A 22,400-nucleotide genomic window follows, 5' to 3' on the forward strand; every position below is an offset into this window, starting at 1 on the left:
GATTTAGGATTTTATTGTTTACCTGTTACTGGTCCGCCGGCACCGGCTATATTAACCGTATCTCCGGGCTTGATCTTCTGTAATCCTTCCACCACTAACCGGTCGCCCGCCTGAAGACCACCAGTCACCAGCGTCAGGGTATCCGTTACAGCACCGGGTGTAATGTCCACGGGTTTGACTACATTGTCTTTTGTCACTATATACACACTGGTTTCGGACAGGTTCTGAATAATAGCTTTGGTAGGAATGGCCAACTGCGTTTCGGGTGTGGTGTATTGCATCACTACCACGCAGCTCATACCGGATTTCAGCAAGCCGTCCTTGTTCTGAAAAACCAGGCGCACCTTGATAGTACCGGTTTGCTGATCTACCATATTATTAATGGTCATGATTTTTCCTTCTTCCGGATAACTTTCACCGCTGGTAAACCGGAGAAAGAATTTTTCACTTCCCTTTCCCTTTTCTACCTGGATAAAATGAGGCAGACTTGCCTGTGGCACATCAAAATCGGCAAACATGGGATGCTCGTTCACAATATTATTGATGACAGTCTGACCAGCATTTACGATATCGCCTACTTTAATCTGTGCGATACCGATCCTACCGGTTACGGGTGCACGCAGGATAGCGTGGTTTACATCGGTACCGGCCCTTGCCACGGAGGCTTTCGCCGCCGCCAGGTTGGCTTTGGATGTTAGCATGGCCGTATATGCCTGGTCTACCGTTTGTTTGGAGATAGCATCATGCTCCAGCAGGCTTTTATATCTTTCATAATCCTTCTCCCGCTGGGCAAGGTCTGCTTCTGCCTGTTGCTGAGAAGCTGCTACCTGTCCGTATGCAGCCGTATAGCGGCTTCTATCTATCTCATAGAGCGGCTGACCTTTTTTTACAAGGCTGCCATCTTTTGCTTTGATTGCTTCGAGGAAGCCGGTAACATCTGCCCTTATCTCCACAACATCATGTGCTACCAATGTACCGGGAAAATTATCTGCTACCGTATAGGAGGTGGCCACCACTTCTGCAGCTACCACGGTAGCTTTCATTCGCCCGCCCATCATCCCCGCCTGTTGCTGCTTCCCGCCGCCACAAGCGCCACAGAAAATGGCAGAAACCAGTAGGGTGCTTTTTATTTTCAAGTCCATATAGAGAAATAATTACGAATTACGGATTACCAGTTTATGATGATATATAAATACTATTTGATCTTTCCCATTGCTTTATCCAGGTCTGTTTTGCTGATCAATGTGTTCAACATGGCATTTACGTAGTCTGTCCGGGCCTGTGTAAGCTCGCTTTCTGCTGAAATAACGTCCAGGCTGGTGGCTACGCCCTGTTCAAATTTGAGTACAATACGATCATAGATGCCCTGGGTGAGGGTCATGTTCGTTTTTTGTGTTACAAACAACGCCTTGTTGTTTTCGTAGGAGGTATTGGCAGCCTGTACTTCCAGTTTTATTTGTTGAGACAGATAATCCAGGTCATTCCTGGATTTTTCCAGTGTGATCCTGTTCTGCTGGATCTGGTGTAACCTTTCGGTACCGGTAAAGATGGGCCAGGTAAAGGTGAGCCCCAGTACGGAGGCGCCGTAGCCGGTTTTATAGAGGTCCCCGAAATCTGTCGAAAAATAATTATACCCATAATTCAGGAAAGCAGATAGTGATGGCAGATAACCCAGCTTCTTGCTTTTCAAACTCAGCTCGTTCAGGGCAATCTGTGTATTTTGAATGCTGTATTCAATACGGTCCTGTACCTGGTAGTTGAGCGTATCTGTAATAAAGGATTCCACACTCAGGTCGTTCACGGTTTCCTTTAGTTCCAGGTTACTTTCCTGGGGCATGCCCATCTGAAACTTCAATAACTGCATGGTATATACGAGCAACCTGATCTGATTTTCTATCTGTGTCACTACATTATTATAAGAAACGCTGATCCTGTCTACATCTACCCTTTCTGCTACCCCGGCGTCGTACCGGGCCTTTGTATCTGCTAATGTTTTCTTCAGCTGTTCTACATTCGCTTTGGAGAGCCGGATACTTTCCTGGTTGGTTAATACGGCATAATAAGCTTTGGAAATGGCAACACGGGTATCGATTTCAGTACGGGTATACGATTTTGTAGCCAGGCCGCTATATACCCTGGCGGCTTTCAGTCCCAGGAAATAATCGCTGTTGAAAACGGTCTGATTCACCTGACCGGATACGCTGGAGGAAAATTTGGTTCCGAACTGAACAGGAATTTTCTGGTCATAGTTCCCGTTGGCAATATCGGGAATGAGGGAGGTGGCCAGTTTCAGGTTATCATTGAAGCTGGCGTTGATGTCCGCATGTGGCAGCAGCTTGCCGGTAGCTTCTTTAACCTGTTCCTGTGAGAACTGAATATCCAGGTTAGCGTTTACGATATCATGGTGGTGGGCCAAACCAAATTGTATGCAGTCTGCCAGGTTAAATGCATAGTTTCCTGACTGGGTAGTATCCGATTGCCCGTAAGCGGCTGGTATTCCTGATATTAAAACGATTGTAAACAAAATAAGGCGACAACGCATACTTATTACTTTGAAAGTATATGATGATTGATATGTACTTAACAATAGAACAGTGAAAATGTTGCAGAAAGCTATCAGCTTTCAAAGAAAATGGCAAGGTGAGGAATCCAGGCGGAAGCTCCGCCGCAGGAGCCAAAAGCTGGTTGCATAACACAGCTTTTTGTATATTGCTGAAAAGCTATACGTTTTTATTATGTCAATGTCTGTCATCAAGGAACCCAAACTGATACACCGCGAATTTGAACTGGAGCGGGTGGTGTTATTCAGCGATGCTGTATTTGCCATTGCGATAACGCTGCTTATTATTGAGATCAGATTACCCAACATCCCTGATCACCTACCTCCCGATGGATATTATACGTTGATGAAACCCATGCTCTTTGCATTTCTTACTTTTGCGGCGAGCTTTATATTTATTGGTAACTTCTGGCTTCGTCATGTGCAGTTGTGCCGTTTTTTGCAGCATTATGACGAAGGGTTTATCAGGCGCAATCTTTTCTTCCTGTTCTTTATAGTGTCTTTTCCTTTCACTACTTCGGCCATGATGCATCTGACGGCTCATTTTATGTTACCGTTATTCCTGTATTGCTGCAACCTGGCTGGTTGTTTGGCAGGCTTATTCTGGATCAGCTATTACCTCTTCCAGCGCAGACCCTCCCTCACCATTCCGGGTTATCAAACTGAAAAAGAGCTGCTTTATCAGCGGTATAAATATAATTTTCTGACGATGGCCACCGGCTTCACCTGTATTGCCATGGTATATTTCATCTTTCCGGAAAATGCCATGATGCAGCGGTTGAGTTATTTCTTATTGCCGGCACTGGTATTATTCAACCATTTCCGCCTCCGCATAAAAAGGCGTAACACCCTTCGCCTCGTCCATATTGATAAAACCAGTTGAAACGTAGTGCTATGATGGAAGTAGATAAAAGAGATGCGCAGTTGTTGCGCAATGCCATTACTGAATGGCAGGGGGCCGGTCTTATCAGCGAAGAACAGGCAACCGGGCTGCACAAGACTTACACAATCAGAAGCGCCGACTGGCAAACCATCACCCTGTATATTTTCATTGCAGCAATTTCCTGCGGCCTGATGGCCTTTGGCTCGCTCGTACTGGATGAAAAATGGATTGAGATCATCCGCAAAAAGCTATCGCTTACAGATAGCGTGATTTCCCTGCTTTTCGGAGCAGTCACCATCTTCCTCTGCTACCAGGGCTGGCGCAGAAAAAAAGGACAACCCGTTTTTTCATTGAACCGCGAATTGTTCTGGCTGCTGCCGGTACTGAGTACAGGCGTTACCGTAGTATACCTGGGTAAAAGTGTCAACTATTTTGATGGCAACTACGGTGCATTCTGGTTGCTGGCAACTCTCATTTACGGCGTACTATCACTCACGTTACAATCACGTTTATTATGGGTGGCTACACTGCTCTGCCTGATTCCTGCCTATGTAAAGCTGACATACTACCTCACGGATAACAGCGCCTATTTCCTTGGCATGAACCTCCCCTGCCGGATGGTTTTGCTGAGTGCTGTAATGATTTTGCTGGGATGGGCAGCACGCCGTACCCACATCTATCAACCGGTGAAAGATATTACCTGGAGTGGTGGCTGGCTGTTGCTGATGATTTCCGGCTGGCTCATTTCTATTTTCGGCAACTGCGGTACCTGGCAGGAATGGCAGGACCTACGGCAGGTTCACCTGCTGCTGTGGGTGTTTGTTTACAGTGCACAATGTATCGCGGTGCTGTTGCTTGGTATCCGGACAAAAGATAATTTATTACGGGATCTTGGTGTCATCTTTCTACTACTCGATCTATACACCCGGTATTTCGAATACCTGTGGGATCGTACCAACAAAGGCATTTTCTTTACTATTCTGGCGCTCTCGTTCTGGTGGATCGGGAGCAGGATCGAACGCATGACCAGGATTACCAGGAATAAAAAAGATTAACCGGATGGGCGTTTTGTTGTTTAAAAATTTAAACAATAAAACGCCCATCCGGTTAATCTTTTAATCCTTTAATCTTGGTACTCTTTCACGGCTACATTATATCTTCCGGTATCATGGAGACTCCAATCAAAATTGCCGGTGATCCAGGAATGTAGTACGGCCACATAGCGCAGCAATTCATAATCTTTTTCTGTACTGCTGAGTGGCAGCAGTTTTTCCAATGCTACGAATATCGCTACTTCCTCATTGTGCATGCGTGCCGCCTCATCTACAGCCTGTTGCAGGGTAGATTTATTGGCGTGCTGTAATACCAGCACGAGGTTGTGTACATCACCCTGTCGTGCTTCTTTATTACAGGAGAACAGGTCGTTGGCCCAGCAAACAATATTGTTACAGGCCAGCACCATCCGCTTGAGGAGTGCATGTTGCAGCATTTCCTCCGGGAGGTAGATTTTTTCTATGATATCGATCGCTTCCACATCTGCGAAGAGCGCACCGGTAAAAGGGCGCATGCGTACGTAATCCGCTACGGTGGGCACGATACCGGCTTCCCTGTTTTCTGCTTCCCACAGGCAGGAATTGAAATAATCTTCCATGCTGCGAATAAAACGCAGGCGCCAGGCGGGGCTGCTGATAGCGCGCATACGCTCCCATATGCTGCTCAGTGCTGAAGGCAGTGGTCCTCCGTCTTTGGGTGTAACGTGTTTGTTGTAATGCAGGATGTCCATCAATCCTGCCATAATACTTTTCAGGTAGGCAGATTTTCTACCGGCAGCAGCTTCGTCGCATTGATCATCCAGGATGAACAGCCAGGTATTAAAATCGGCTATCAGGCAAAGTTCATCGAGGGCAGCATCCGGAAACGCTCTGGCAGCAAGCCATGCAAAGCGGGCTTTGCTAAAACGCGTCACCGCTTTTTCTGTGGTAAGGAGCCTGTAATGATTTACCCAATCGGTAATATGTTGCTGGGCTTCCTGTACATGATGATTGATACGGGAAGGAAACGGATACTGGATCCGGGGGAACAGGATCGTTGTCATGTTGTTTGTGGATTTAATAGTTAACTATTCGGGTTATAAAATGACATAGGTAAAACCGGGCGTTACCCGGAAAAATGCTGGCAGGTATAAGAGGTCCTGGCCAGACTAGGTGGCATAGTAAATCGTTAAATCAATACAATCCGGTTAACAGTAATTGCCGGCCAGCAAAAAAAGGGGCAGATTACGCGCCAGCGACAATTACGGGCTTAATCAGATGTTGTAAAACTTTGGGTAATGCAAGGCGAAACCAGCTGGTAAACCTTGCCGGTTCCTGTTCCATTAATTCCAGTATCCGGTTGGCAGACAAATACCGGTAATCATTTACTTCCGATCTGTCGGGGTTTATTGTTCCATTGTAGGTCCCCATTAACACGTGGTCGTATTCGTGTTCGGTAAGACCATTATCAAATGCTGTCCTGTAAGTGAATGAGAATATTTCGTGCAGTGGACAATCGAATCCCAGCTCTTCCTGCAAACGGCGGTGTGCAGCGGCTTCTGTGGTTTCGCCGGGTACCTGGTGACTGCAACAGGCATTGGTCCACAAACCAGGGGAATGGTATTTATCCAATGCCCTTTGTTGTAATAAAATATCACCGGCATCATTCATAATGAATACAGAAAAGGCCCGGTGCAATAAGCCTTTACGGTGTGCTTCCATTTTTTCCATTGTGCCAATAGCTACGTCGGATTCATTTACCAATATTACTTCGGGTAGATTCATAGTATAACAAAGATATTTTAATTAACTTTTTGGCATGTAGAAAAAAGGATGAATGATATTAATATCCTTTCGCATAAGATTTCAATGGGCTGAGCGGTTAACCTTTTCACTTTAATGGCTATTGAAATAAATATACAATAATAACGGATAAAATCTGCATTAAAATTGTCATGTTCCTGTAGCAAAAAAGACCGGATTCAGTTGATTTATATGAATCACATAAATCATTGGTATTTTTGCAGGGAATACCGGATTTTATGGCAGAAGACTTACACATTATACAAGGCGATAAGGCCACACAATATACATCACTGATCCCACAAATTAAAGGGTTGCTGGAAGGAGAATCCGACCTGATTGCTAATATGGCCAACGTATCTGCTGCGCTGAAAGAGCAGTTTGGCTGGTTCTGGGTGGGATTCTACCTGGTTAAAGCCGATGAACTTGTACTCGGCCCTTTTCAGGGGCCCGTTGCGTGTACCCGTATCCGTAGGAACAGGGGTGTTTGTGGAAGCAGCTGGGCACAGGCCACTACGCTCATCGTACCGGATGTGGAAAAATTTCCGGGACATATTGCCTGCAGCAGTTTATCAAAATCTGAAATTGTTGTGCCCATTATCCGGGAAGGAGTGGTAAAAGCAATACTGGATGCAGACAGTGAATACCTCGCCCATTTTGATGAAACAGATAAAAAATTCCTGGAAGAAATTGTGGCACTGATTATGTAGCAATAGGCGACAGCGAACGACATGAAAACTATCTATCCATCGCTTACTATAAATTGCTAACCATTAGAGAAACCTGCTATGCTTTTTTTTCGCAACCGACATAAGGACGATAACCAGCTTGCTCCTGTACTGGCATTCATGGAAACAGACATCCACTCACATCTGCTGCCCGCTATTGATGACGGCGTACAGGAAACTGCTACCGCTGTACATTTTATTGAGCAACTGCATGCCATGGGGATCAAAAAAATTATCACTACCCCGCACGTTATGATGGACCGCTATCCCAATTCGGTGCAAACATTAACAGGGCCATATGAACAGGTAAGTGAAGCATTGACGGCAAAAAACATCAGCATTCCGTTTCAGTTTGCTGCAGAATATTATATGGATGAACAGTTTGAAGCACTGATGCAACATCCGCTCCTTACCCTCACCGGCAACCTGGTATTGGTAGAGATCTCTTTTATGGCGGCACCACCACAGTTACATCAGTGGCTGTTTGAGCTGCAGGCGGGGGGCTATCAGCCGGTGCTTGCCCACCCGGAACGCTATGCCTATCTACATGCTGATATGGACACCTACAAGCAACTGAAAAGCCAGGGGTGTTTGTTGCAAGTAAATCTCCTTTCATTTACCGGTTACTACGGCAAGCATGTACAGCATATGGCGGAGAAACTACTGGACGCACAACTCGTGGACCTCATCGGCACGGATCTGCATCATGAAAAACATATGCAGGCCATAATTGCTATTGGTAAAAATAAAAAGTTGCGGAACCTGTTGGAGAAATATCCTTTTCAGAATAGGCAATTATAACAGGATATCTCCTGAATACTATCTGACTAATACCAGGTTACCCAGTTCTTTACGTCCCTGTTTCTTACTATCAGTATAAGTAAGTACCCACACATAACTTCCGGCCGGCTGCTGATTCCCGTCCCAGGCAGCCCGGGGGTCGTTACTTTGAAAGACAGGCGTTCCCCAGCGATTATACACCACCAGCCTGTATTGGCTGATGTCATCATGCACTTTTGCCCGGAATAGGTCATTCTTCCCATCGCCATTCGGACTGAATGCCGTAGGTACAAATACGGCGCAATCCCGCTGGTGTTTCAATATTTCAGCAGATCCCCGGACAAGGCAGTCATTTTTATCTTTCACCTGGAAATAATATCTCCCTACATCCAGCTGCTTCCATACACTATCCGGCTGCCAGTTACCCGGTTCCAGGCTATACGAGTAAGGGGTCGTTCCACCGGTTATGTCCAGTGCAATGCGGCCGTCTGTTGTTTCGTTGCAACTGATATCCTTTTTGCTGACGGCAGCGATCTGTAAAGGTGGAGGCTCTGTCAGTTGAATGTTTTGTATTTTATCTTCGCATCCATGATCATCTTTCACAACCACCGCATAATTTCCGGGACGCAATGCCTTAAAAGTAGCGGTATAGCTGGGCTGGGGCGCATCATTTAAATAATAGCGGTATGGTGGCGCCCCACCGGTAGTATTGAGTATAATTTTATTTTGTTCGTCACCATTGCAGGGCGATGATGATACCGTCACCTCATGCTGCAGTATTGTTTCTCTTATGGTTACCGCTGCTGTAGCCATGGCGCCATTGGCCCCGGTTACCATTACTTCATGATTGCCGGCTGGCAGGTTATTGATTTGATTGGTTGTTTGTCCGCCCGGCGCCCAATTGAAAGTATATGGTTCCGGACCTCCTAAAACGGCTACACTGGCGCTTCCAGTATTGGTTCCTTTACAGGTATTCTGCACGGTGAGTACAATTCGTGGAATCTCCCGGATAACCAGTGAAAGATTGTCTACCAACACTGCAGAAAATTTTCCATCAGTACAGCTGGAAGTGAAATAAGAACACAGGGAGATAAATTTATAATTCCTTGTGGCTGTAAATATGGCGGTATATCTTCTCCAGCCGGTATGAAAAAACAGATCGGATTTCCATAATATCTCATTTTTCCCTCCTATGGCATCACCTCCATATATTATGAAAGCGCCATCACATATTTTGTTTCCGAAGTATACGGGAGGATACGCCAGGTCCATCGAAAATGAATATGTTTTGCCTGCGATAATTTCTTTACTGAGTTTTTGAGAGACCCCTTCTGCCCATTCACTACTGCTGATCATACCAATGTATGTATCCCCATCAGATGCAGGCTGTGATACACTACAACAGCCAGGTTGGATATCCGGAGAATTATTGATAATATACCAGGAAGGAGGAGCAGCAGCGGCCCTTGGAGGTCCTTCCAGTGAAGGGTTTTTGATTTCAATATCCTGCGCAAAAAGATGGATATTAAATACGGTTACCAAAAAAAACGGCATAGTACAATGCACAATCCCCCTAAATAGGTTTCTCGCCATCATCATAGAATAGTATAAGGATAAATCTGCTAACGCTTAATATGCTACTAAGCTTCTGAAAAAGATACAATATATTTATTATAAATAATAATATTTATTTACATCTACTAATTAGATAAAAATACATTTTATAATTTACACATTTAAATAGATTTTACAGATTATCTTATAGTAAACATGGAGTGAGGTAAGATATTACATGCCGACAGGAATACAGGGTGACTGGTTGCGTTTCATAAAAGAACAGCAACGGCCTCCTGACCGGAGATCGTTGCTGTTAAGTAAATTAAGTAAAAATATTAGCCCGCTAAGCCCATAAAGCTTTAACAATAGCAGTCGTAGCATGCAATTGCTGAGGGGTGAGATTAGAGCCACTGGGTAGGCACAAACCGTCTTCAAAAAGTTTTGCAGACACCCCGTTCACATAAGCTGGTGCGCCGGAAAAAACCGGTTGCATATGCATGGGTTTCCATAATGGTCTTGATTCAATATTCTGTTTTTCCAATGCCAGCCGCACTGTTTCACGGCTGATACCACCGCTTTTCACAGGATCAATCAGCACGGTGCTTAACCACCTGTTACTGAAAGCACCTGCCTTTTCATCCACAAACTGCACCCCTGGTAATAAAGCCAGTTGCTCCTCGTAGTGCCGGTAATTGGCTCGTCGCTGCCTGACTCTCTCATCCAGGACTTCCATCTGACCCCTTCCTATACCGGCACAAACATTACTCATCCTGTAATTATACCCTATCTGGCTATGCTCATAATGAGGCGCAGGATCACGGGCCTGGGTTGCCAGAAAACGGGCCTTTTCCATTGCAGCCTTATCACTGCCAACCAATGCACCACCACCACTGGTTGTTATTATTTTGTTCCCATTAAAGCTAAGAATACCAAAAGTGCCAAAGGTGCCGCAGGACTGGTCATTATAGGTTGATCCCAAGGCTTCCGCCGCATCTTCAATAACAGCGATGTCATATTTGTTGGCAATCGTAAGAATCTCCTCCATTTTTGCAGGCATCCCATACAAATGAACAGGAATAATAGCCTTCGGTTTTTTGCCTTTCGCTATCCGTTCCTGAATAGCTTGTTCCAGTAAAACAGGATCCATATTCCAGGTATCCATTTCGCTATCAATAAAAACAGGTATAGCACCCAGATAAGCGATAGGATTAGCAGACGCAGAAAAAGTCATGCTCTGGCAAATAATTTCATCCCCTGCTTCCACACCTGCAAGAATTAATGCGAGATGTAAAGCGCCTGTACCTGACGACAATGCCGCAACATGCGAAGCACCGGTATACAGTTCCAGGTCCTTTTCAAAACCATCTACATTAGGACCCAAAGGTGCAATCCAGTTAGTATCGAATGCAGCTGTTACGTATTTCCTTTCACTTTCTCCCATATGTGGAGAGGAGAGCCATATCTTTTCATTCATAATTGACAAATATTTTATTCCTGTGTATTATATTTTATTATTCTACCCGGATTACCAACTACTACACCATAATCAGGTACATCCTTTCTGATCACTGCACCGGCACCGATGGTACACCACCGGCCAATTTTTATTCCCTGAATAACAGTGGCACCAATACCCACATGCGTCCCCTCCCTTACCTGCACATTTCCGGCCAGTGCCACACCAGGGGAGATATGCACATAATCCTCCAGCAAACAATCATGATCAACCACTGCATTTGTATTGATGATAACATGCCTCCCTATCTGCACATGGCTGTTGACCGTTACACCGGCCATCACTACTGTTCCTTCGTCAATTGTACATCTGGGGGAAATGTTGGCAGCAGGATGTATAGCTTTCCCAAAAGTCACCTGTAATTCACTTGCAATTTTTTTCCGCACTCGGTTATTTCCGATAGATATAATCAGCTGCGCGGTGCCATTGACTTTAAGTGGGTCAAAACCAGCTACGGGATAGTCCAGTAAAGTGGTTACGCTCATACTATCATCAAATACGCCGCCGATTTCCATACCATTTGCTTCCAGTATTTCTATAATAACTTTTCCATGCCCGCTGGCACCGTATATAAACGTTGCTGTGTATTTCATCAGTAGCCTGTTTTAGTACTATTATGCATTGGCCTCTCCCCTGAACCTTTCCGTTGATACATGTCCCTTCTGTGTAATTCCTTCTGACTTAAAAACTTTTATAAAAGTCATCATCACAATTTTAACATCCAGTAAAAAACTTACATGATCTACATACCACACATCCAGTTCAAACTTTTGATTCCAGCTGATCGCATTTCTACCATTTACCTGGGCCCATCCTGTAATGCCTGGTTTCACTTCGTGCCGTCTTCCCTGGGTTTCGGAATACAGATTCAAATAGTCCACCAGCAAGGGGCGCGGACCGATAAGACTCATATCCCCTTTCAGCACATTGATCAACTGAGGAATTTCATCCAGGGATGTTTTACGTACAAAACTTCCTATGACTGTCAGGCGCTGCTCATCAGGTAGCAATTCACCCTTGGTATCCCGCTTATCATTCATTGTTTTGTACTTGATTACTTTAAATATCCGGTTATTCTTACCTGGCCTCGCCTGCAAAAAAAACGGGTTACCACTGTTTGCGATAAACAATAAAATGCCTATTGCGATGAAGACCGGTAATAAAATGGTGCATGCAACGAATGCTATCAATACATCCAATGCTCCTTTAAAATATTTACGATACAACATTGTCCAGTATTTTTAAATAGCTGCCCACAGCAATATCCAGGGAATAGCTTCGCTGTGCGAGCGCCCGCGCTCTTATCTGCTGCGCCTTCAACAATGATTTGTTATTTATATAATCAGCAAAACGCCTGGCTTCCTGCTGTAAATTATCTACCTGATAATCCATCACAAAACCAACATCTTCTTTTTCAATTACTGCTGCCTGCCAACCTCGATGGTTAATCAGTATCGGGCGTCCCGCCGCCAGGCAGTCAAAGAACTTATTAGCGGAGTTGGCCCATAACTCCGGAATTGGAATAACAAAAGAACTTGCCACCGTACTTTCATAATATAGCTGGGCGAGTTGCGATTTAGGAACAGGATCAAAAAAGAAAAGAGTACTGTTTAACACCTTATTCTCCAGTGCATATTTCATTAGTGATGCCTTCTCCATACCGTCTCCAAATACAATAAACTTTATACTACTGTCTATTGTTTTGAGATGGGTCGCCAGATCTACGAGGTATCTCAACCCATTGACCATACCAAGTGTTCCTGCATACAGTACGGTTTTGACAGGTGTAAATCCCAACAGCCCGGCCAGGATACTTTTGTTAGTATCGAATGAATCGAAGCGCAATACTTCTGAGATATTTGGAATGACAGATAATTTCTTTACAGATACGGTCGTTCTTTCTTCAATCGATCTTTTCATATCGTCGGACAGTGGAACAATATGTGCGGCATTTTTGTAGATGCGCTTTTCAAATGCATTCAACAATTTCACGAGCAGTTTGTTGCTGATAATACCCATGGCCACAGGTACTTCCGGCCATACGTCGCGCACCTCAAAAATATAAGGCACTCCCTGTAAGGATTTCTTGACCATTGCCGGCACTGCTATGGTAATGGGTGTGGAAGTAGCCAGCACTACATCACTTTTAATTTTCAATACCCTTAAAGAAGATTTTGCCACAAACTTTACAAACGTAAGCGCCCGTTTGGCAAAACTCATTTTATTACTATACTCTAGATTTAAAACGTGTAATTCTATTCCCTCCTGCTCTATCACTGTCCAGGCGTCCTTAAAATCGAAGCCCTTCAGGAAGGAACTTGTAGTCACAACAATAACTTTATGCCCCGCTATTGTAAACTGCTTCGCCAGGTCATATGACCTGGTTCCGCCAGACGAACTGGGTAACGTAAAATATTGATGTATATAAAGTATTCTCATCGCATTTCTTTTATGAATAACGCCGGTGTACCCCCATACAAACTATCTGCCGCCTCATACTTCTTATTTAGCACAGAACCAGCACCCAGAACAGATCTAGGAGGCAAAATACTTCCACCCAGCACAGCACAGTTTCCGGCTATCCACGCACCAGATCCAATTTTAACCGGCCGCCTCAATGATTTCCCAAAACGATAGGAATTGTTTAAAAAAGTATGATTCCCAGAAGAAATAATGCAGTTGGGACCTATCAACACCTCATCTCCTATTTCAATATCAAGGCCAATGACAACTGTATTATGCGCTATGTAAACATGATCCCCCACTTTCAACCCGGTCAGTGAATTCAAAACAGCAGTAGAAGTAACCTGAAAATTGCGCCCGCAACCTTTCATCATCAGCGAGTATAAAAACCCTCTAAACCGCATGAATAAAGGTATATTAGGCAGTAGTAAAGTACTGACCTTCACCAGCCAGGAATACAGTATGGATAACTTAACCTTCATGGAATATCTTTTTAATAAATCCTTCTATCGTAAAATCTTTCACCTTATTATAAGCATTACTGCTAAGCTGCTGTGTAAGGCGATTATCTTTTACTAACGCATCGATCTGTTTATAAAACCCTTCATCATCATTGAATCCGGCGAACAGGATATCATGTTCATTTTCAAATACATTGGGTAAAGAACCAACGGGGGTGCTCACTACTACCAAGCTATTGGCCATGGCTTCCAGGATCACTCTGGGAGAGCCTTCCGACAGACTGGCAAAGCAAAAAACATCATGGCTTCTCAACATATTGTTTAACTTTTCCCGGTTATCAATATGGCCTGCGAAATCGATATATGGATTCAACCCCAACTGAGTAGCGAGTGCTTTCAGTTCCTGCTCAAATTCACCAGAACCAACAATTGTTAGTGTGGCACCCGGATATTGCCCCTGTACTTTGTGAAAAGACCTGATCACCGTCTCCACTCCTTTTGCTTTACGCAGATACCCCACATACAGTAACCGGGGAGCATCCTGCTTCATCTGCGACTGATCTTTCAGGTAAAAATCCCCTTCATTTAAAGTGGAGGAAATAACAGCTTCAGCTTTAATGCCACTTCTGACCAGCTTCTCTTTCAGGTGATGCCCATTTGTAAATACACTTGCGCCTTTGCAAGCCCACATATACGCTGAATGTTCGGGCATAAAAAGAGAAATCATAATAAACTTCTTCATGCGGCTGAAGTTGGGATTTGTTCTGGCAGCATCTACCGGATCCCCCACGAAGTGAACGATCCGCTTCTTTCTTTTAAAATAAAATTTCCCTAACCAGCCAAAAGGAACCGGGTAACGGGCATATACTTCATCATATCCCTGTAGTGCTTTATATGCTTTTATATAAGCGCCTACATGCGGTATTGCACCAACATAACTGGAAGAATAAGGCAGCTCGTATACTTTCACATTATCAAAACATGCTAGAGACATCAGACCATTGCTGCTATTTTCATCGCATACTTTTGTAGGGGACATTAAACAAACCTCATCGTAGTATTTTACAATCTCCTTCAAATACACCCAGTGCGTATAAGGCAAATAATAGGTTGCCATCTCTTTATGCACTACCCAGGCATGTACAAGCAGCTTCGTCATAGTTTTCCTCTTGATTTATTACTCTTCTATCTTAATTTTACTTTCTTTGCTCAATGCTGTCTTTATCTTTTTCAACGCATCCTGATTATTTACATTTTTCACAGGTGTGCTGAAAGTATTCACGGCTCCTTTAGCCATATTACTGCTAGCATTGTTTTCAATTTTCACATTTTTCAACTCTGTCGCGGGCAACATCTGGTAATTACTCCTGTATCTGAATGGCATTTCGTTGTTTTTCCATACCGGATTGATCACCTTGATCTGCCCCGTTAATTCACGGTCTCCCCTTCTGAATCCTGAACCAATTCTCATGGCACCATAGGACCTGTCATCAAGATGATCCTTAATAACTATATTGGTATTCACATTATTAGCGGCGCTGGGTAAGCGTGTCAGTACAATCAAGATCCCATCACGGGCATTGTTAAAAGTGGTAAGACTATCAATCTGAATATTGTTAATGATATCCTTTGGTTCATTCGGCTCAATATCTATTCCGCTCATGGGAAGTGTGCCGTAGGTATTAGCAATTACAGTTTTACTGATCTTAATATTTCTGCCACAAACAATGGAGATACCATTTCTCCGGTTAAAATCTATAAGTCCATTGTAAATATTCACATTGTCACTGGGGATGTAGTGGTCATCTACCACCTGCCTGGTACGCCATCCGATATAAATACCATCGCCCCAGCATTCTGAAATCCTGGGACTATAGAGATTAATATCCCTGGATGATCTGATGGCAATGCCCATTCCATGCTCGCCCGTTTTACCGGTATGGCCTTTCCGGTCACCGATCAGGCAGGCATTGTAGATGTTTACATTATTTACACCGTGGAGCCGGATTATCTCGAACGTCTCCAGATTATTGGGTTTCATTATTATTTTAGAACCCGACCGGAAATAAAGATTGGAATTACTACTCACGGTTAAACCCTTTTCACTGATCAGTACCGGAAAATCAGGAAAAACAACATCTCTGTTTTTATCCAGGCCATTTTGCAAATAAGAAGTATAGTCAACAGAACCATCCTTTTTATAACCAGCGGGTAATAAGGTAGTGAGATCAAATGCTTTCTTTGCGGCTGCATTAGCTTCAGCCAATATCGCTGCTGGCATCTGTGGCATGTATTGCGCGGGTAAACCGGTAAAAACAAACGGCTTACCATTATAGTTAATATCCCCGCCCTGGCTGTTGCATGACATGGCAAGCATGAAAAGACAACTGAAAAGAATTCCAGATTTCAATATGGTCATTATTCTAACATTTATGCTGTTAACAATAGGTCTTTCACAATCAGTATTCTTGTTTTACAATGCATCCTTTATACAGGATACATTTGCAGGCTGCCATTACTATAAACTGGATTATATTTAGTTTTAGTGTGCTTTTTAATGGTCAATTCATATGACAACGGAATGAAATAAACGGCGAACAAAAAGATCAGGTAATCCACCAACCAGGACCTGTGTACAAAAACTACCAGGAAAAAGAAGAAAGACAACAACACATATTTTTGTTTACGTCCATAAGTGATTACCAGGAACCACACGAGATACAAGGCCATACCTACTATGCCATACTTCAATAAAAAAGAGCGGTAATCAGAAGAAGTGACATTGAAGTTTTCCGTAATCGTTCGTCCACCACCAAAAAAATTGAGGCCATACCGTGTATAGTTATCGTAAAAGCGGGAAAACTCAGCGGAAGTTCTTGCGTCCAATACATCGGAAGAACTACTTACTTTGTTCAGAAAAAAGCGATCCAGAAAGTCTGCAGGCAATATTGATATTACCACAAAAGCCATCACAGCCAGGACAATCAGCCCTACTACCTGCTTGTGGGAAAACCTGAATCTATATACAAGCAAGCCTGCTATCAGCACAAAAAAACCCATGGAAAGCGTCAGCAATGCTGCACAAAAAATAACATTCCTTTTTCGTTTACTTAAAATATCAGGATTCATGAATAATACAATAGCCGCAATAACACCGAAGTGCCCCGGCTCAGAGAAAATTCCGCTCACCCTGAATAATGAGCGTCCAAATATGGTGTATTCCTGTCCTTGAAGCACAGCGGTGCCGGGGTATACAAAGAATAAAGCCTTTGACCCAGTGGCTCCGGTTTCGTACGGGTAATAAGGAAGATCAATGCCAATCAGTTTTATTACAAATATCGCAAGTGCCAATAACGAAATGACAAAAATGATATTTGCAAAATACCTGGCAGCCAAAAGTAGGATGGCCGTATCCAACATGAGCACCGTTAAAAAAACCACTAACCATACAACCGCTACCACCAACCTGTCGTATTGACGAATCGGGAAGAACAGGTACAATAACAGCAGGAGAGAAATAATGAAATAATTCAGGTTCAGATTGGTTAAGCGCGCCTGTTTCTGAGCCAAACTGTTTGCAAACAATAAAAAGTAAAGACCGGTAGATCCCAGGATCAGGTAGCCAGCATTCCCACCCATGCTAAAGAAAGGAGAACAGGAAATCAACAGTACTACTGCCAATGCCATTGCAATGGGTTTGTACTTCCTTCTATTTATATCAAACGCTTTCACCATAAGCTACTGATTATACCAATACCGCTCCGCACCGGTTATCTGTAAATTTTCTTTTTAAACTTCGTAACGATCGCCAGCGCAAAATCTTTGTCTTCCCTGGTATACGCAAATATTTTTTTAACAGGGATACGGGTGTGCATCGAATAAAGAACCAGAAAGACCAGTGCAGCGATGGAATAACTCACCGTTGAAGCCATTGCTGAACCACTTGCCCCATACTTTGGTATCCAGAAATAGTTGAGTACCACATTGGCAATAACCGCCGGTATCATAGCTTCCATAGACATCCACGGCTTACCTCTCCCTGCTATATCCATATACAGTACTTTGTAAATAATCATTAATAACACACCTGGCATCAATATCTTCAATACATGCGAACTTTCTGCAAATGCCGACCCGTACATCAGATTGATCACAAAATCAGACAGGCAATAGAATAATATGGCAATCACCAATATCAGGATCAGTGCAAAGCGTAACAAGCGGCAAACCTTCAAAGAAAACTCCTTGGGATCTTTAGCCCCTGCGCTCCTGGAAAAGATGATCGTACTTAATATCGCAGGTATCTGCCACAGCATTTCTACCAACACGGCACCCTTGGAATAAATCCCCAGCTCATATGCATTGGACCATTTTTCAAGCAATACCACATCTACTTTATAATTAAGGCTTGCTACCAACGTAGTACCTGCATATATAACGCCAAGGCTTAACAAGCCCTTAATAATAGTCCAGTTAAACCGGGGTCTTACCGGAATAATTTTTCTTATATTGATAACCACCAGGAATGAAAGAAAAAACACCCCTAAAAAAGTAGCGGCCATCGACCCAGCTACACCCAGCTTAAATACTGCCAGGAATAAAAAAGTGAAGGCCAGATTGATGATGGCAGGGACCCAGTTTATCCGGTTGAAGGCTTTCACATTCTGCTGCCCTAAAAATATACCTGAACTATAGGTAGTATAGAGCGAAAATGGAATAGCCGCCAGCGCCCAAAAGATCAATGTATTCGAATAATGCCCTTTAGTGAAATACCGGATTAAGAAATAACTGCTGATCAATCCAAAAAGACTGGTAAAGATCCAGGTGGCTAAAACCGCTCCATAGATCTCCTTTATATCATACTTTTCCTGTCCTACAAAGTAAGTAGTAGACTGTTGGACCCCCAATGCCCCGATGGCCATAAACAAGCTGGGATATACCAGCAGCGCCGCACTGATCCCATTTCCTTCCGGTCCCAGATACCTCGCTGTTACAATAGAGGTACCCAGTCCGAGGGCTAGGGAGGCAACCCTGCTGCTAAAAACACTGGCAAGATCTTTTATAAAAGAATTTTTCACTACTTCTCTCTAAAGAATTAATAATTAGTGCAAAGGTTATTTACTACCTATTGCTTTATAAACAGTTGCCAGATTGCCGGCCATCCGTTCAATGGTAAAATTATCCAACACAAACTGCTGTGCATCTCCAATGACAGCATCATTTATTTCCTCCGACCGTATGGTCTTTATCATCCGTCTAAGCTTATCGGCCCCATCATTTACATCATACGGGTCAAAAAAGAACTGATGATAATACGCATGCGTAGCCTCATGGTGAGGTTGCAATCCGGACGCACATACAGGTACCTTCATATATTGCGCTTCTATCAGTACATTCCCCAGCCCTTCATAGATGGAAGGGAAGAAAAACAGATCAGCATTTAATAAATATCTGGTAATATTCTGGTCCACTCCTGCAAAATAAACACAGTTCTCCAGTCCTTCCACCGCTACCTTCCGCCTTACCTGTTCAAAAAGCGAACCGCTACCTACCAGTATTAATTTATATTTTTCCTGTATAGGATTCAGCGCCTTGAAACAATCAATTAAAAAAAGATGGTTCTTAGGTTCCCGGAAACTTCCGATGTGTAAAAAGGTGCATTTACTATCGGCAATAAAACGACTCACTTCATCTGTTAATACAGGTGAATTTCTTGCCAGCGTCGAAAAATCAATGCCGTTATAAATGAGCTGAAACTTATCTGACACCGTCTGGCTATTCGTATAATACTGCAGGTTCGTCTTTGAATGTCCGATAATCCTGGTGGCATACCGGAGAGTAAAAAACTTATGAGTACCTAGATAGGCCCTGGTGATGGCGGATAAGACAATCGACCCTTCCCTTTTAGGCTTAGCAAAATACCGCTCGCTATGCACAGATACTATAAATGGAATTGACAACCATTTACAGGCAATTGCAAAAGCGCCGGAAGTGAAGCCAAACCTGCTGTGTACTACATCGTATTTACCACTTTTGAGTATCTTATAGAGTTGCACGGCATCATAGAACGGAACCCTACTCCTTTTAAAATAAAGAATCTCTGTTCCAGCATCCTTATATTGCTGCTCCAGGTGTCCCCCCTTTGCATAGCAGCATACTGTTAATTGTATAGATTCCTTATTAAGAAAAGGTAAACATGAAAGTAATGTTTTCTCTATTCCACCTATGTCCAGCTTGCTTACAATTGTTAATACTCTCATATCTGTGTATGCTTATCCGGGTTACCTAAACAGCTCTGTTTTTATACCACTCCATCGCAATTGCCAGTCCCTGCATAACAGAAAACGCCGGCCTATATCCAATCAGCCTGTTGGCTTTATCAACATTGGCAAGGCTGTGTTTTACATCGCCTTTACGTTCTGTCTGATAAATAGGCGCCACATCAATATGCCAGATACCGGAAATGTGTTGCCACAATTCATTTAATGTAGTTCGTTCACCTGCCGCGATATTTATCACTTCACTGGTATGAATATCATCAGAAAGCAAGGCTTTTATATTCGCTTGCACTGCATTCTCTACAAAAGTAAAATCCCTGCTTGTCTCTCCGTCTCCATTAATAATGGGGGCCTCTTTTTTCTTTGCAGCTTCAATGAATAATGGAATAACTGCAGCATAAGGACCGTTCGGGTTTTGACGCGGTCCAAATACATTGAAATACCTTAATCCAATGGTATGAAAATCGTATATCCTGGAAAATACATTTGCATACAATTCATTCACATATTTTGTCACTGCATAAGGCGACATCGGGTTGCCGATGGTATCTTCCACTTTGGGTAAACCTGGATGATCACCATAAGTACTTGAACTGGCTGCATAAATAAAACGCTTTACCTGTGCATCCTTAGCAGCAAGCAGCATGTTAAGGAACCCCGTTATATTAACGTCATTAGTCGTTAATGGATCATTAATAGAACGCGGAACAGAGCCCAATGCAGCTTGGTGTGCTACATAATCAATGCCACTCACGGCCTTCCTGCAATCATCAATATTTCTAATATCTCCTTCAAAAAGCTCAAAAGCCGGATCAGATAAAAAGGGAGCAATATTATCCATTACGCCCGTAGAGAAATTATCCAATACCCGCACCTTCTTCGCTTTATATTTCAATAAATATTCCACTAGGTTGGAGCCGATAAATCCGGCCCCGCCGGTTATTAAAAAACAGGATTGAGATAAGTTTTTAGAATGATAAGGTACTTCGTACATATTTTTATGATGGTATGAATATCAGCTATAAATTATAATCTTGCATCGATCAGATCCTTTGGCAATATGCCCTTTACATCGTAGATCACTTTATTCTTTTTACACAATTTGTCAAATGCCAGGTCTTTAAATTCATCATGTGCCACAGCCAGAATTACCGCATCGTAAGTAGCTTCGTGATCGATAGATTTTACAGAACTCCATCCATATTCATGTTTTACTTCCACCGGGTTGGCCCATGGATCATACACGGTGATATTTGTCTGATATTCATTTAAAGTCTTGAGGATATCTACCACCCTTGTATTGCGTACATCCGGACAGTTTTCTTTAAAGGTGATGCCTAACACAAGGATATTAGCTCCTTTTACAGCAATATCCTTTTTCAACATCAATTTCACTACCTCATGCGCAACATATTCTCCCATACCATCATTCAAGCGACGACCCGCTAAAATAATTTCCGGATGATATCCTGCTTCCTGTGCTTTTTGAGATAAATAGTAAGGATCAACGCCAATGCAATGTCCACCTACTAATCCCGGTCTGAATTTCAGAAAGTTCCATTTTGTACCTGCCGCCTGCAACACTTCATCAGTATCGATTTCAAGGCGGTTAAAGATTTTCGCCAATTCGTTTACAAAGGCAATGTTTATATCACGTTGTGCGTTTTCAATCACCTTTGCCGCCTCTGCTACTTTAATAGATGTAGCTTTATGCGTACCGGCTGTAATAACAGCCTTATAGAGCTGATCTACTTTTTCAGCCGTTTCCGGATTAGAGCCGGAAGTAATTTTCAATATTTTAGCAACAGTATGTTCCTTATCGCCTGGGTTAATTCTTTCAGGTGAATAGCCTGCGAAAAAATCCACATTAAATTTCAACCCCGAAACCTTTTCCAATACCGGCACACACTCATCTTCCGTAACACCGGGGTATACAGTGGACTCATAAATAACGATGTCTCCTTTTTTTAATACCTTACCTACGGTTTCACTAGCTCTATAAAGCGGGGTAAGATCCGGGCGGTTATGTTTATCTACCGGTGTCGGTACCGTAACGATATAATAATTACAGCTTTTTGCATCTTCCAGGTTACTGGAGCAAAACAGTCCTGTTGATGCGCCACCATCATTTACCAATACTGCTTTCAGGTCATTATCTGCTACTTCGAGTGTATGATCATGTCCGTTATTAAGTGCATCAATACGTTGTTGATTAATATCAAAGCCTACTGTGTTGTACTTTTTGGCAAATTCAACTGCCAAAGGCAAGCCAACATATCCTAATCCAATAATAGCAATTTTTGTATCTACAGCCATAGTTATTACGTTTATAACCCTAAA

The 22,400-nt window shown here is 43.1% G+C and carries 21 protein-coding genes; 4 read left to right on the top strand and 17 right to left on the bottom strand.

Annotated elements, in window-relative coordinates; translation table 11 throughout:
* Positions 1 to 11 precede the first annotated feature (11 nt).
* Positions 12 to 1,142, bottom strand: coding sequence for an efflux RND transporter periplasmic adaptor subunit (locus ABQ275_RS14520; protein WP_349313863.1), 1,131 nt, complete (start codon positions 1,140 to 1,142; stop codon positions 12 to 14).
* A 53-nt stretch (positions 1,143 to 1,195) separates the two neighbouring features.
* Positions 1,196 to 2,542, bottom strand: a complete 1,347-nt coding sequence (locus ABQ275_RS14525) for a TolC family protein (RefSeq protein WP_349313864.1) — start codon at positions 2,540 to 2,542, stop codon at positions 1,196 to 1,198.
* 193 nt (positions 2,543 to 2,735) lie between these two features.
* Here ABQ275_RS14525 and ABQ275_RS14530 point away from each other — a divergent pair, with 193 nt between their 5' ends.
* Both ABQ275_RS14530 and ABQ275_RS14535 read left to right on the top strand, forming a co-directional pair.
* Positions 2,736 to 3,443, top strand: coding sequence for a TMEM175 family protein (locus ABQ275_RS14530; RefSeq protein WP_349313865.1), 708 nt, complete (start codon positions 2,736 to 2,738; stop codon positions 3,441 to 3,443).
* Positions 3,444 to 3,454: 11 nt separating this feature from the next.
* Entirely contained in the window at positions 3,455 to 4,498 is a 1,044-nt protein-coding gene (locus ABQ275_RS14535) for a hypothetical protein (RefSeq protein WP_349313866.1), read from the top strand.
* 68 nt (positions 4,499 to 4,566) lie between these two features.
* Here ABQ275_RS14535 and ABQ275_RS14540 read toward each other — a convergent pair whose 3' ends face one another.
* Positions 4,567 to 5,538 carry a terpene synthase family protein gene (locus ABQ275_RS14540; protein WP_349313867.1) on the bottom strand — a complete coding sequence of 324 codons (972 nt, stop codon included), beginning with the start codon at positions 5,536 to 5,538 and terminating at the stop codon, positions 4,567 to 4,569.
* A gap of 181 nt (positions 5,539 to 5,719) precedes the next feature.
* Complete coding sequence (idi, locus tag ABQ275_RS14545) at positions 5,720 to 6,259, bottom strand: isopentenyl-diphosphate Delta-isomerase (protein WP_349313868.1); 540 nt, start codon at positions 6,257 to 6,259, stop codon at positions 5,720 to 5,722.
* A 257-nt stretch (positions 6,260 to 6,516) separates the two neighbouring features.
* Here idi and ABQ275_RS14550 point away from each other — a divergent pair, with 257 nt between their 5' ends.
* Both ABQ275_RS14550 and ABQ275_RS14555 read left to right on the top strand, forming a co-directional pair.
* Entirely contained in the window at positions 6,517 to 6,987 is a 471-nt protein-coding gene (locus ABQ275_RS14550; protein WP_349313869.1) for a GAF domain-containing protein, read from the top strand.
* Positions 6,988 to 7,065: 78 nt separating this feature from the next.
* The gene (locus ABQ275_RS14555; RefSeq protein WP_349313870.1) at positions 7,066 to 7,806 is read left to right on the top strand and encodes a CpsB/CapC family capsule biosynthesis tyrosine phosphatase; all 741 of its coding nucleotides are present in this window, start codon (positions 7,066 to 7,068) and stop codon (positions 7,804 to 7,806) included.
* An 18-nt stretch (positions 7,807 to 7,824) separates the two neighbouring features.
* Here the strand turns inward: ABQ275_RS14555 and ABQ275_RS14560 are convergent, their stop codons facing one another.
* From ABQ275_RS14560 to ABQ275_RS14620, 13 genes are all read right to left on the bottom strand, one after another.
* Entirely contained in the window at positions 7,825 to 9,339 is a 1,515-nt protein-coding gene (locus tag ABQ275_RS14560) for a gliding motility-associated C-terminal domain-containing protein (RefSeq protein WP_349313871.1), read from the bottom strand.
* A 346-nt stretch (positions 9,340 to 9,685) separates the two neighbouring features.
* Positions 9,686 to 10,816, bottom strand: coding sequence for an aminotransferase class I/II-fold pyridoxal phosphate-dependent enzyme (locus ABQ275_RS14565; RefSeq protein ID WP_349313872.1), 1,131 nt, complete (start codon positions 10,814 to 10,816; stop codon positions 9,686 to 9,688).
* 14 nt (positions 10,817 to 10,830) lie between these two features.
* The gene (locus ABQ275_RS14570) at positions 10,831 to 11,451 is read right to left on the bottom strand and encodes an acetyltransferase (protein WP_349313873.1); all 621 of its coding nucleotides are present in this window, start codon (positions 11,449 to 11,451) and stop codon (positions 10,831 to 10,833) included.
* 21 nt (positions 11,452 to 11,472) lie between these two features.
* Entirely contained in the window at positions 11,473 to 12,087 is a 615-nt protein-coding gene (locus ABQ275_RS14575; RefSeq protein ID WP_349313874.1) for a sugar transferase, read from the bottom strand.
* Positions 12,074 to 13,297, bottom strand: coding sequence for a glycosyltransferase family 4 protein (locus ABQ275_RS14580; RefSeq protein WP_349313875.1), 1,224 nt, complete (start codon positions 13,295 to 13,297; stop codon positions 12,074 to 12,076). Before ABQ275_RS14580 ends, ABQ275_RS14575 begins: the two co-directional genes overlap by 14 nt.
* Positions 13,294 to 13,803 (bottom strand): acyltransferase, encoded by a 510-nt coding sequence (locus ABQ275_RS14585; RefSeq protein ID WP_349313876.1) that lies wholly within the window; start codon positions 13,801 to 13,803, stop codon positions 13,294 to 13,296. The genes ABQ275_RS14580 and ABQ275_RS14585 overlap by 4 nt, the downstream gene beginning before the upstream one ends.
* Positions 13,793 to 14,941 carry a glycosyltransferase family 4 protein gene (locus ABQ275_RS14590; protein WP_349313877.1) on the bottom strand — a complete coding sequence of 383 codons (1,149 nt, stop codon included), beginning with the start codon at positions 14,939 to 14,941 and terminating at the stop codon, positions 13,793 to 13,795. The genes ABQ275_RS14585 and ABQ275_RS14590 overlap by 11 nt, the downstream gene beginning before the upstream one ends.
* Positions 14,942 to 14,959: 18 nt before the next feature.
* Entirely contained in the window at positions 14,960 to 16,201 is a 1,242-nt protein-coding gene (locus ABQ275_RS14595; protein ID WP_349313878.1) for a right-handed parallel beta-helix repeat-containing protein, read from the bottom strand.
* Positions 16,202 to 16,269: 68 nt separating this feature from the next.
* On the bottom strand, positions 16,270 to 17,517 hold the full coding sequence (locus ABQ275_RS14600) for a hypothetical protein (protein WP_349313879.1): 1,248 nt from the start codon (positions 17,515 to 17,517) through the stop codon (positions 16,270 to 16,272).
* 35 nt (positions 17,518 to 17,552) lie between these two features.
* Positions 17,553 to 18,860: a flippase gene (locus ABQ275_RS14605; RefSeq protein ID WP_349313880.1), complete on the bottom strand. Its 1,308-nt coding sequence runs from the start codon at positions 18,858 to 18,860 to the stop codon at positions 17,553 to 17,555.
* 36 nt (positions 18,861 to 18,896) lie between these two features.
* Positions 18,897 to 20,042, bottom strand: coding sequence for a glycosyltransferase (locus tag ABQ275_RS14610; RefSeq protein WP_349313881.1), 1,146 nt, complete (start codon positions 20,040 to 20,042; stop codon positions 18,897 to 18,899).
* Between the two features lie 25 nt (positions 20,043 to 20,067).
* A complete protein-coding gene (locus ABQ275_RS14615; protein WP_349313882.1) occupies positions 20,068 to 21,054 on the bottom strand; it encodes an SDR family oxidoreductase in 987 nt (328 codons plus the stop codon).
* Between the two features lie 32 nt (positions 21,055 to 21,086).
* On the bottom strand, positions 21,087 to 22,376 hold the full coding sequence (locus tag ABQ275_RS14620) for a nucleotide sugar dehydrogenase (protein WP_349313883.1): 1,290 nt from the start codon (positions 22,374 to 22,376) through the stop codon (positions 21,087 to 21,089).
* Between the last annotated feature and the right edge of the window lie 24 nt (positions 22,377 to 22,400).

This window comes from Chitinophaga sp. MM2321 (genome assembly GCF_964033635.1).
Taxonomy (GTDB): Bacteria; Bacteroidota; Bacteroidia; order Chitinophagales; family Chitinophagaceae; genus Chitinophaga.